Consider the following 12,185-nt stretch of genomic DNA (forward strand, 5'->3'; position numbering starts at 1 on the left):
TTTAAAATGCAAGTGATAGATTTATGCCAAAAGTTCTAGTCGACGGAAATTGTGCAATCTCTGCTCCCTTTTCGATGCCACTGGAGTTCAGAGAACCAAATTCTGGATCGAAACCTGGCCATTTGCTGAACACGAACAAGTCACGACCGTAGAGACCTACAGTTGCTCTTTCTGTTTTGAATCTGTTCAGGAACGATTTAGGTAAGGTGTAATCCAAGCGTACTTCCCTGAGTTTGACGAAATCAGTAGAAAATGTATTCGCTTCAATATTGTCCCTGTTAAAGTGTGCACGATAATACGTCGATGCCTGTGCTATTTCTGTATTCGGACTGAATGAACCATCTGAGTTTTGTACTACACCGTTTCCAATGATGCCATTATAACGACCTGGAAGTGTTTTTTTTAATTTCCCCTCTTCCATTAGTACGGCATGTGTCAAAGAATATGCTTTTCCACCAAACTGACCGTCTAAAAGCACATTCAGACGAAAATTTTTATAACTGAATCGGCTACCTATCCCAAATTTCTGTGTCGGATTGGGGTTGCCGATATAGATAAGGTCCTCCGTATATTGTGGTACGCCGCCACTGTATATAATGGCACCATCATCATTGCGGAGATAACCTAATCCGTAGAGGTCACCAAATCGTCCGCCAATCCGGGCTTCTACCGTACCCCGACTCCCAAATATGGTTGATAAAACCAATGAAGTAGCGTCATCCTGAATCGGTATCTCCTCGACTTTCGTGTCGAAAGCGGTATAGTTTCCATATAAAGACCAACCCAAACCCTCTGGATTTCTCAAAATTTCTACTTCTGTTTCAATTTCAAGACCTTTGTTACTTACTTTGCCGGCATTGATGATTTGGGTACGGTATCCACTGGAAGGATCAATAGGGGTTTCTAAAATCTGGTCTATGTCGAAAGCTTTATACACAGTAACATCAAGTCTTGCCCTATTTTTGAACATCCGGAAGTCTGTCCCCAATTCATACGATATTTTTCTCTCAAAAGATAGCTTTTCGTCTGGGATGCGTGTTGGATTAGCTGCACCGCCAGGGAATGCGGTTTGTCTACTATACGTATAACGGTTTAAATATGTCCGTGTGCCAGCTCTACCTACACTGGCTGCACTTAAACGTAATTTCCAGAAACTTATTTCTTCCGGCAATTCGAAAGCCTGTGTTAAAAGCATGCTGGCATTGACCGAAGGGTAGAAAAATGGAAGTAATGTTTTTTCCTTCGGCGAAGCTAAGGTACTTGCCCAGTCCATACGACCTGTTGCATCGATGAAATAGGTTTCTTTATAACTAAAAGTACCTAGGGCGTAGACACTGTTTACAGCATACTGTTGATAATATGGATTATATAACAAAGCAATGGCGGAGTTTGCAAAACTATACTCGTTTGGCGTATTAAGTAGATTTGTCCAGGCGTCTTCTCTATCATAGGTATTCATTATCATTGCCCCACCGACACTACCGCCAAATTTGAAGTCGTTATGTCTTGCATTATTGTATGTTAGTAGGAAGTCTGCATTACTTTCTTGGCTGTATACCCCTTGTTCCCGATAATATCCCTGTGCAAAATTGTAGGTGTCAAAAGGTCTGGCCTGTGAACGTTGATCGTAAGAGAAATCAAGTCCGGCTCTTACCATCAAACTCAACTCTTCATTGAATTTGTAGTCAGCCTGAAAATTACCGATGACATGGTTTTTATCTTGTGAGTTGATCATGTCGTACGACATGGTCTTGGGATTATCCAGTAAATTAGAATAGGGTGTTGTCTGCTCTATGCCGTATCTGTTTGGACGCCAGTTTTCGTCGAAATACTCCGGGTTCATATTTGGTGTCAAACCTCTGATGAAATACATATAGGTTTGGTTGTTGTAGCCGGTATTGGGTAAGTTGTCAGAACCCCTATGATTATAGTTTATTTTGGTTGCTAATGTTAGTTTATCCGTTAGTTTATTACTCAGATTAGCTGAAACCGCATTTCTACGGTAACCCATATTTGGAATAATCCATGTGTTATACACATTGGTATATGAAAAACGAGCATCTGTTTTGTCGGTAGAACCGGAAATACTGATGTTGTTTGTGGAAGTGATCTCCGGTTTGAAAAAATATTCCCGATTGTTCTCGTAAGCTCTCCATAAGGTGCGTTCGGGCGGGATTTCCCGGTAATAATCCGGATTGTACTGGTAATACATCTGTCCGTTAAATTTTGGACCCCAGGCTGAAGACGTACTAAGGGTACTAGCCCCGTCTTCCGTCTGCCCGTAGGAGTAGTACAGGTCTTGCCCGTCGTTACCCTGTCCATATTCATACTGATAATCCGGCCATCGGTTGATGGTGCCCATTGCGGTGTTGGAATTGATGGAGACTCCAAAACCACCTCCTTTACGTCCGGTTTTGGTCGTTATGATTAATGCTCCGTTGGCTCCGCGGTATCCATACAAAGCCGATGCTGCCGGCCCTTTAAGTACAGAGATTGATTCTATGTCATCGGGATTAAGGTCGGATAGCGATGATCCGAAATCTACCGGAGCGTCTGAGCTGATGTAATTGTTGCTGCCGCTGGAAGTCGATGTTTTACCTGCTGCCATCACGATGCCATCAATAACGATAAGGGCACTATTGTCGCCCGAAAGTGACGTTTCCCCGCGAAGAATAATTTCGTTCGAACCAAGAGGACCTCCATTGGATTTGGTGATATTAAGACCTGCAACTTTTCCGACCAACGCGTCAGACCAGTTGTTTGAAATGGCATCAGTTAACTGCTCTCCGGAAACAGTGCTTACCGCATATCCTAATGCCTTTTGATCACGTTTTATTCCCAACGCCGTGACAACAACCTCCGAAATTTCTTGCGAAGATTCGATAAGAGACACCACTATATTTTCAGCGTTTTCTGTATATGCCTTTGTAAAACTTTCATAACCGAGCAAGTGGAAGCTAATCTGAGCGCCTATAGGTACCTCGAGCTCAAATGTTCCATCTGCTTTGCTAGACATGAGTGACTGTCCATTCGCACGTATCGAAACTGATCCCAAAGGTTGGCTTGTACTGCCATCTACTGTTCTTCCTTTGATCCGCACCTTTTCTTGGCTGCTTGTCTGCTCCATAGGATGGACGATGTTGGCGTACGCAGTACTTCCTGAATAGCAAGTTGTAGCCAAAGCAAGCCATAAAACCTTTGAAAGGTTTCTGTGAGGTATTACTTTTTCAAGCTTTCTTGTTAACATAAGGTTTTCTTTATTTTAATATTGGTTGCAAAAATGAGGTTTCTAATATTAACAAAATGTTAATTTATGCGTTTTTAGTTTAATACTGCGTACAATAATGCAGCGATAGTGCCCCCTATTATCGGACCGATTACCGGAACCCACGCGTACGAAGTATGAAAGCCTGCTTTGTTTCTAATTGGTAAAATAGCATGTATAATCCGCGGTCCTAAATCCCTTGCCGGATTGATGGCATAACCAGTTGTACCGCCAAGAGATAGGCCAATCACCCATACCAAAAAGGTGACCGGTATAGCGCCTATCGATCCTAATCCAATAGGAGTGGAGTCGGATAGCGACGCCTCTTTAAAATGTAAAATCGTGAAAATGAGTACAAAGGTGCCGAGTACCTCGCTAAAAAGATTTATCGGTAAATTTCGGATTGCTGGAGCGGTACAGAAGACGGCTTGTTTTGCGCCAGCATCGTCCGTCTGGTTAAAATGATCTTTGTACATAATCCATACCAATAACGCACCGATCATCGCACCCAAAAGTTGGGCCAACATGTAGGATAGGGTAGTAGATATATCTAATTTTCCTAGCATAAAGTTAGCGATACTAACCGCCCAGTTTAAGTGTGCGCCGCTGTGCGGACCTGCAATGGTTACTCCCACGAATACGGCTAGTGCCCAGCCTGTGCAAATCACAATCCAACCCGAATTGTTGCCTTTTGTGTTTTTTAAAACTACATTAGCAACTACCCCGCCCCCTAATAATATCATTGCTGCGGTGCCGATTAATTCTGCTATAAATGGTGTCATAACAATAAGGTTCTTATATTAGTTAGTTGTAATCAGCCCAATATTTCGCAGTATCCGTAGCTCTCTTCCATTCATGGAGCTGTGTCTCGAAATTTTTTCCCTGTACATGATGGAAAGTTTTATCTTCTTTCCAAAGGGCTTTTAGTTCCTCTATGTCTTTCCAATATCCGACAGCTAAACCAGCCAAAAAAGCGGCTCCCATAGCCGTTGTCTCGGTTATAGCAGGTCTTATTACATTTGTTTTTAGGATGTCTGCCTGAAACTGCATAAGGAAATTGTTAGTAGTAGCCCCACCGTCTACACGTAATTCTTTGATTTTTGCTTTTGAGTCAATTTCCATGGCTTTTAATATGTCGTAGGTTTGATAAGCTATACTTTCTAGGGCAGCACGTGCGATATGTGCGTTATTTGAGCCTCTTGAAAGACCTAATAATGTTCCTCTTGCCTGGGAGTTCCAGTGTGGCGCGCCTAACCCCGAGAAGGCAGGCACCAGGTAAACGCCGTCGGTATTTGGAACACTCGTCGCTAATTTTTCAATTTCATTGGATTTTCTTATTATTCCCAATTCGTCGCGTAGCCATTGTACCACTGCTCCCCCTATGAAGATACTTCCTTCCAGTGCATAGTTAACTTCTTTGCCGATCTTCCAGGCAACGGTCGTCACCAAATGATTACGTGATATTACCGGCTTATCACCGATATTCATCAATAAAAAGCAACCTGTACCATACGTGTTTTTTACCATGCCTCTCTGCGTGCAAAGCTGCCCGAATAGTGCAGCTTGTTGGTCGCCTGCTATGCCGGCAATAGGAATACGATTGGTTCCCAGTTCAGTACTTGTTTCGCCATATATTTCCGAGCTACTACATACTTTTGGTAGCATGGATTCGGGTATTTCAAAAATATCTAGAAGTTCTTCATCCCATGCAAGAGTATTAATATTAAAGAGAAGTGTACGTGAAGCATTGGTTACATCGGTAATATGTTTCTCTCCGTTTGTTAAATTATAAACTAGCCAGGAATCTACTGTTCCGAAAGCAAGTTCCCCTTTCTCCGCCATGTTTCGAGCTCCACTTACATGGTTTAGAATCCAATTAATTTTGGAAGCTGAAAAATAGGAATCAATTAACAACCCAGTTTTTTCTTGGATAGTTTTAGCCAAGCCTTTTTCTGCAATTGTTTTGCAATAATCTGCAGTGCGCCTATCTTGCCATACGATCGCATTGTAAACTGGCTTGCCTGTTTTTTTATTCCATACAATCGTTGTTTCCCGCTGATTGGTAATTCCGATTGCCTTAATGGATTCTGTTTTTAGTTTGGATTTCGCAATAACTTCCGTCATTACGGCGACCTGAGTGGACCAAATTTCTTGGGGATCATGTTCCACCCAGCCTGATTTTGGAAAGATCTGCGTAAATTCCTTTTGGGCTATATTGATTATTTTTCCCCGTTTGTCGAATAGAATAGCCCTAGAACTTGTCGTTCCTTGATCTAAAGACAGTATATACTCCTTCTTCATATGCTTATGGTTTATGTGGTTATGATGTTTTTTATATCGTGTATTTTTTTACCAGTTGTTCATACTCTTCTATCTCTTTCGTTACCCATTCTTCGTCTTTTTTCATTTCTTTTGCCATGATTCGAGCGACGATAGGTGCAGCTTCTAACGAAGCTTTTGCATCCAGCAATAACAGACGCGTTCGCCTAGCCAAGAAGTCTTCGATTTTGACGATCATTTCGTTTCGACATGCCCATATCACTTCAGCTGCGGTGTAGTCATAACTTTCATGAAGTTTTTCATATAAGGTAGGATCCATTTGCGACAACGACCGTATCGCTGGAAAGTCGCTACCATATACTTGCCAATGCCCTTTTCTTTTCTCTTGTGTAGATCCATGTATAGGAAGGTGTTCTGTCTGGCATTTCCTGTATTCTAGCCCCGCAGCCTTTATCGCCATATCAACCGTCTCTTCCCCCATCTTACGATAGGTGGTCCATTTTCCACCAGTAATTGTAATTAGATTGGAATTACTTTTTAATAATTTATGGTCGCGTGAGATTTCTTTTGTACTATTCCCATCTCCATGTTTGGGTGCAGCTAAGGGGCGTAATCCAGCAAATATGCTCAACACATCCTGACGGGTAGGTGCATTTTCCAGGTAGTCATTTGCCGTATTTAAAATAAATTGAATTTCCTCTTCTAAAGGACGTGGCTCGATTTGATTTTCATCTAGAGGTGTATCTGTCGTGCCAAGCAGTACCTTTCCGTGCCAAGGCACACCGAATAAAACCCTGCCATCGCTTGTTTCGGGAATCATCAGCGCATCATCATTTCCTAAGAATTTCTTATCAATTACAATATGGGCTCCCTGGCTCGGTCTTACGAGGTTTTGATGGGTGGCCGTGTCCAATTTTAATATTTCATCTACAAAAATACCGGTAGCATTGATGAGCGCTTTGGTTTTAACGGTGTAAGGTCTATCTGTCGTCCTATCCAAAAACGAAAGTCCGTTCACTTTACCCGAACTGTCTTTGGCTATTTGTGTGACTTCTGCGTAATTGAGGACCGTTGCTCCATATTCTACAGCAGTTTGTGCTAGATTTATTGCCAATCGGGCGTCATCAAATTGACCGTCATAATACTGAATACCACCTTTTAGACCTTGTTTTTTTACTTTCGGTAACTTACTTATTACTTCGCTTTTATTCAGTAGTGTTGATTTTCCAATTCTTAATTTCCCGGCCATCCAATCGTAAAATTTCAATCCGATAAGAAATTTTAATTTATTAAATGTACTGTAGGAAGGTATTATGAAGCTCTGTACAAAGGAGACGTGTGGCGCATTTTGAAATATCAATCCTCTTTCTTTCAATGCAGACTTTACGAGTTTTATATCACCATTAGCTAAATAACGCACACCGCCATGCACCAGCTTTGTGCTTTTACTAGAGGTTCCTTTGGCAAAATCATACATTTCTATCAACAAAGTTTTGTAACCTCTTGACGCCGCATCCACAGCGATACCAAGTCCTGTAGCACCACCTCCAATTATGGTTACATCCCATTCTTCTGTCGTATTGATAGAACTATAAGCTTCGTTTCTTGTGAACTTCATTTTGTTTGATGGTTATTTTATTTTGTTTATGATGTAAATATATTAAAAATCGTAAACAAACGAAACTTTATGAAAGAAAAAGAATTTTATCTTTTTTGTTAAAGAAGTTCCTTACATTAGAAATGTAAAATACCCGTGGATATACCACGTGTCAACACACGGTATACCCACGGGTATTGCGTGTAACCTTTAAAAACAGAGACATAATTATATGAATAATGTTGAGCGCCATCAATATATTATACGAAAGATAAAGCAGGACGGGCATGTTACTGTGCTGGATTTATGCGAAAATTTAAAAGTATCTTCTGTAACAATCAGAAAGGACTTACAATTCTTAGAAGATAGCGGCCTCGTATATCGTACACATGGTGGTGCGACCTCGCAGAATCCATACCAAACCGATAGAACCGTTTTTGAAAAAGAAAAAATCCATGAATCCGAAAAAATAAGGATTGCAAAGGCGGCTTCTAACCTGGTAATCAACAACGATTCGATTATTATAGGATCGGGAACCACCACACAGTTTTTCGCACGTCAATTGGCTCCGCAGGGCAATCTTACCGTAGTGACATCCGCATTGAATGTAACTTTGGAACTCATTAAACATGATAATGTAGAGATTATTCAATTGGGGGGAGCGGTACGAAAGACTTCGACTTCCGTGACAGGGCAATATGCGCACAGTATACTCGATCATTTTTTCTGTTCGAAGCTATTTTTGGGTGTAGATGGCATAGACTTAGACTTTGGTATTTCTACCACTAATGCGCAGGAAGCCATATTGAACATGAAAATGATCGACGTAGCACAACAGGTCATTGTTCTTGCAGACTCAAGTAAATTCGGACGTAAAAGTTTTGGGAAAATCGTTGATTTCTCTAAAATAGATATGATAATCAGTGATGATATTCCACCAAAGTTTAAAGAATTGTTTGATTCGTTAGGTATAGAAACGATAATATGTAGGCCTGAATAGGGGTAATGCGCAACGAGTTAAACCATTAATCAACGAATATGTTTAATTAGTATGACGATATCGCAGTTGTTTAAAAAGATAGTTCCCTTTACGAAATCTTACAAAAACTTAATTTACATAAATTTATTTATGTTTGTAACATAATGTTGAAATATGCTTTATTCATTGTTGCGAAATTTTATCAAAATCGGACTGCATTGGTATATTGCTGATGCACAGGTAGTACATTTAGAAAGAGCTAAGTTTCAAGGGCCTACACTTATTCTTTCCAATCATCCCAATTCATTTTTTGATGCTTTACTTATTGCAGCTTATGCTCCGGTAAAAATTCATTACCTGGTAAGAGGAGATATTTTTCGACACCCTTTTGCTAATTTCATATTACGGTCTTTATATATGTTACCGATTTACAAAAAGTCGGATGACCCGGAATACGTAGTAAAAAATGAATTCACCTATGATACATGTATGCAGATTCTACGAGACGGTAAGCATATCCTAATTTTTCCAGAAGGAAAATCGCACAACCTTTGGTATCTCCAGCAATTTATGAAAAACGGAATTTCTATGCTTTTAGAACGATCCTTTAAACGGAACATTCCTCTACAGGTACAAGCTTATGCCTTAAATTATAATTCGTTTTTAAGCGTTCCTAAGAGCGTGTCTATTGAGGCATTGCACACTGTGGATTCGACAGAATATATTGAAAACGGTTTTTTACAAGTTGAGTCGATCATTTCACTTACCCAAGAAGAGCTAAAAAAGAATATGCCGGGAGTCCCAGTGCATCCAGATGTATTGGCGGAAAATACGAAGAAGATGTTATTCGTGCCCGCTAAAATCGGTTATTATATCCAATATTGGTTTTATAAATTATGGAAGAATTATATTGCTAAAAAGACTGAGGGAACGATCTTTTACGACTCATTGCTTTTTGGAGCCTTACTCTTTTCGTATCCCATTTTAGTTTTGTTACTAAGTATACTAGTTGGTAATTTACTTGGCTTTTGGTGGGGTGTTTTTGTTTTTATTCTTCTACCTTCTACCAGCTACTGTCTATCCAAATATCAAAATATAAAAGTAGAAACTGATTTAGATAATGAACGGGTTAATTATTTCTAGGTTTCGATAAATAGCAGAGCCAACCCGAACGGATTGGCTCTGCTATTTATGGTATTTCTTAAAACTTTGCACCTAATGTTAAAAGTACATTGGTACGGTTATGGTCAATACTCGCTACCGGACTTGGTACTCCCCAAAAGGATTCGTCAATGACGTATGGGCTTTGTTTGTATGAATTTACCTGATGTACTACGGCAACGTCTAAATAAGCTGAGCTCGTTAGCTTGAAACCCAACCCTAAACTGCCACTGTAGTTTGTGTCATCCGCATACTGGTATGGGTTGCCAAAATAATTGAACCCCGCTCTTCCACTTACAATGTTATTAAACAAATATTCGCCACCTACACGTAAGTTTACAGCACCTTGGTATTCATCCTTGATGTCCTCGTTAAGTGTATTGTATATGCTGCCATTTGCAGGTACTCTACTACCAAGCGTGTTATATTTAATCGTGCTGTAATCAATATATTCTGCGTCGGCTGTAATCAATCCTCTACTGAAGAATTTAGTGGCACCTAAAGCAAATTTCCAGGGTGTATTTAATTGGTGATCCGAAGAACTGCTGTAAAGTTTGGATTCATAATAAGCAAAGGAATTAGCTGCTTCTTCATCGTCGTAAAAGTCGATGTCCGTCCAGGCTTCTGTATCTTCTTGTACGGTAGTCCAAGTAGGAGTAGTGATGGTCAGTCCAATATTCCAGTCGGTAGTAGGTTTATAGATCGCACCTAACTTTAGGTCGATACCAGAACCTTCGGTTATCTGGGAAAAATTATCAAACAATTCGTAACTCGCCTCTACAAAATCATATTTATCGTTAGTAGGATCTGCAAAATCAGAATTTGGATTGTCGGCTAAGATAGCTGCTCTGTCCTTTGTCCATCCATTTTCTATAAATTGTGCGGACTTTTCGTAACGAAAAGAGGTAAGGCCTAAGGTGGCCCCGAAATAAAATTTATTGCTATGATTTGCACCAAAAGCGATAGCTGTTTTCGAGCGGTTTCCTTTTTGGAGAATGTCGTTATATTGATTTTTGGAACCGTTTTCTATGGCTAGTGGAAAGTACCCCAACGTCGCATCTCCAAATTGTTCAACCATATTCGATCCGGCGAAATCACTTCTAAATTCAGTATTTCCGTCCATGATGTCCGTCAGTGCATTTACGATAGACGAATTCATGTTGTTGCCTTCGTACGTCAAGTGGTTGTTGTAATTTTGAGTTTTGTCATAGCTTAATCCTACATTGAAATTTAGGATACCACTACTTAAATTACCAGATTTACGTGTAGGAAAATGAAAAACTATACCCGCTTGATCAATGCCGAAGTTGCCTTTCTTACTCGTTGTATTAAGCCCTTCAAATGTAGTTTTATTCGTGTTCTGTAAGTAGTTAAATGTAATTGAAACATCCGATCGTCCGAAAAAGCCTAATCCAGCGGGGTTTCCTGTAATGGTGCTGATGTCTCCTCCCAATGCTGTTTGAGCGTTCCCAAGTCCTTTGAAGCGTGCGGATCCGCCATTGCTTTCTTGGGAAAATAGAATCGCATCACCAACGGATTGCGCTTGAACAGTTCCCCAAAATGCACTTGTAACGAATGCCGATAATATAATTTTTTTTAATGTCATTATTTATTGATAATATGTTTTAAAATAATAGCCAATATAATTTAACAGATATTGGCTATTGAATATTTTATGTAATGCGCTATCGTCTCGATGATCCCGATGATCTTGATCCACCACCGCCGCCAGAACTTCCTCTGGATGCACCTCCACTAGACATAGAAGATCCACTGCTTCTACTCGGAGGACTTTGTGACACACCACTGTTGGATCTAGGTGGAGTCGAATTTCTTTGAGGTGCAGCTTCCGTACGTCTAGAAGGTGGTGGAGTTGTAGATGTTCGTGTACTTGGCCTAGCTGTAGAGGTTCTCGTTCCAGTTGGAGCCGTTGACGTACGTGTCCGACTTGAAGAGCCTACAGTAGATCTTCTGCCGTCTGTCGTATTTCTTGACCCAACCGTAGTACGTGTACCATTTGTTGTTCTTCCACTTCCGATCGTATTTCTGCTATTTGTGCGCGTTGTTCCTACCCGCGTTCCATTTGTTGTTCTTGATGAACTAACACCTTCCGTATTTCGTCTTGAGGCACTTCTCGTACCAGTCACGATACGGCCACTTGCATCGCGGCTTACTGCACTGTTGGATCTCACATTAGAACTTCTAGCACGTGTATTGAATCGGTCTCTTGAAACCGATCTGTCTGATACGCGTGAGGATCTGCCTGAATAACCATAGCTTGGGTATCCACCGTATCCGTATCCATAATAGGGGTGACCCCAACGATTATAAAACGAGTTGTGACCCCAATAGCCGCCGCCGTAGCCAAACCCTCCATATCCGAAACCTCCATAATACGGGTTTCCAAAGCCATATCCAAAATAAGGATTCCCCCATCCAAAGCCCATAGACCATCCAGATCCCCATCCCCAATTTGAAAAGCCTAATCCGAATCCGCCGTAACCATACCAAGGGTCAAAAAAAGGATCATAATATCCCATACCCGGTGCGGCATAGTAAAAACGGTTTATCCGATTCGCGTATTCTAAATCTTCATACTCGCCCTCCATATATTCTTGATCAGAATATTCGTCAGCATAATATCCGTTTTGATTTTCAGCCGATTGTTCTTCTACATAGGTTTCATCTGTATAATAGTAATCAGGACTTTGATAAGTTGCTTCAGCAACAGCTTGGGATTGATTGTTGTATACGTCATCCTTATAAGCTATTTGCTTATTCGTGGAACAAGAGCCAAATGCCGCAACAATTGCTAATGCCGATCCGCCTATTAATAATCTATTTGTTTTCATTTTCATGATAATCTTTCCTTCCAGAGTCTTTAGATAATCCAGTCTTATTTA

General features: G+C 40.6%; 8 protein-coding genes. 2 read left to right on the top strand and 6 right to left on the bottom strand.

Annotated elements, in window-relative coordinates:
- Nucleotide 1: 1 nt before the first annotated feature.
- The 4 genes from FAZ19_RS08410 to FAZ19_RS08425 form a co-directional block, all read right to left on the bottom strand.
- Nucleotides 2–3,247, bottom strand: a complete 3,246-nt coding sequence (locus FAZ19_RS08410; RefSeq protein ID WP_136820263.1) for a SusC/RagA family TonB-linked outer membrane protein — start codon at nt 3,245–3,247, stop codon at nt 2–4.
- A gap of 74 nt (nt 3,248–3,321) precedes the next feature.
- A complete protein-coding gene (locus tag FAZ19_RS08415; RefSeq protein ID WP_136820264.1) occupies nt 3,322–4,047 on the bottom strand; it encodes an MIP/aquaporin family protein in 726 nt (241 codons plus the stop codon).
- Nucleotides 4,048–4,069: 22 nt separating this feature from the next.
- Nucleotides 4,070–5,566 carry a glycerol kinase GlpK gene (glpK, locus tag FAZ19_RS08420; protein ID WP_136820265.1) on the bottom strand — a complete coding sequence of 499 codons (1,497 nt, stop codon included), beginning with the start codon at nt 5,564–5,566 and terminating at the stop codon, nt 4,070–4,072.
- Nucleotides 5,567–5,597: 31 nt separating this feature from the next.
- Nucleotides 5,598–7,163 carry a glycerol-3-phosphate dehydrogenase/oxidase gene (locus FAZ19_RS08425; protein ID WP_136820266.1) on the bottom strand — a complete coding sequence of 522 codons (1,566 nt, stop codon included), beginning with the start codon at nt 7,161–7,163 and terminating at the stop codon, nt 5,598–5,600.
- Nucleotides 7,164–7,374: 211 nt separating this feature from the next.
- On the opposite strand from FAZ19_RS08425, the gene FAZ19_RS08430 reads away from it, so the two are divergent.
- Both FAZ19_RS08430 and FAZ19_RS08435 read left to right on the top strand, forming a co-directional pair.
- Nucleotides 7,375–8,142, top strand: coding sequence for a DeoR/GlpR family DNA-binding transcription regulator (locus FAZ19_RS08430; protein WP_136820267.1), 768 nt, complete (start codon nt 7,375–7,377; stop codon nt 8,140–8,142).
- 153 nt (nt 8,143–8,295) lie between these two features.
- A complete protein-coding gene (locus FAZ19_RS08435; protein ID WP_136820268.1) occupies nt 8,296–9,264 on the top strand; it encodes a 1-acyl-sn-glycerol-3-phosphate acyltransferase in 969 nt (322 codons plus the stop codon).
- Between the two features lie 58 nt (nt 9,265–9,322).
- Here the strand turns inward: FAZ19_RS08435 and FAZ19_RS08440 are convergent, their stop codons facing one another.
- Complete coding sequence (locus tag FAZ19_RS08440; RefSeq protein ID WP_136820269.1) at nt 9,323–10,888, bottom strand: hypothetical protein; 1,566 nt, start codon at nt 10,886–10,888, stop codon at nt 9,323–9,325.
- Between the two features lie 79 nt (nt 10,889–10,967).
- Nucleotides 10,968–12,134: a hypothetical protein gene (locus tag FAZ19_RS24390; protein WP_308423957.1), complete on the bottom strand. Its 1,167-nt coding sequence runs from the start codon at nt 12,132–12,134 to the stop codon at nt 10,968–10,970.
- Between the last annotated feature and the right edge of the window lie 51 nt (nt 12,135–12,185).

Source organism: Sphingobacterium alkalisoli, from assembly GCF_005049105.1.
In the GTDB taxonomy this organism is placed as follows: domain Bacteria; phylum Bacteroidota; class Bacteroidia; order Sphingobacteriales; family Sphingobacteriaceae; genus Sphingobacterium; species Sphingobacterium alkalisoli.

What these genes read in the sequence shown, in the direction of transcription:
- FAZ19_RS08410 (WP_136820263.1), bottom strand. Translation starts at nt 3,247, where the DNA reads ATGTTAACAAGAAAGCTTGAAAAAGTAATACCTCACAGAAACCTTTCA.
- FAZ19_RS08415 (WP_136820264.1), bottom strand. Translation starts at nt 4,047, where the DNA reads ATGACACCATTTATAGCAGAATTAATCGGCACCGCAGCAATGATATTA.
- glpK (WP_136820265.1), bottom strand. Translation starts at nt 5,566, where the DNA reads ATGAAGAAGGAGTATATACTGTCTTTAGATCAAGGAACGACAAGTTCT.
- FAZ19_RS08425 (WP_136820266.1), bottom strand. Translation starts at nt 7,163, where the DNA reads ATGAAGTTCACAAGAAACGAAGCTTATAGTTCTATCAATACGACAGAA.
- FAZ19_RS08430 (WP_136820267.1), top strand. Translation starts at nt 7,375, where the DNA reads ATGAATAATGTTGAGCGCCATCAATATATTATACGAAAGATAAAGCAG.
- FAZ19_RS08435 (WP_136820268.1), top strand. Translation starts at nt 8,296, where the DNA reads ATGCTTTATTCATTGTTGCGAAATTTTATCAAAATCGGACTGCATTGG.
- FAZ19_RS08440 (WP_136820269.1), bottom strand. Translation starts at nt 10,888, where the DNA reads ATGACATTAAAAAAAATTATATTATCGGCATTCGTTACAAGTGCATTT.
- FAZ19_RS24390 (WP_308423957.1), bottom strand. Translation starts at nt 12,134, where the DNA reads ATGAAAACAAATAGATTATTAATAGGCGGATCGGCATTAGCAATTGTT.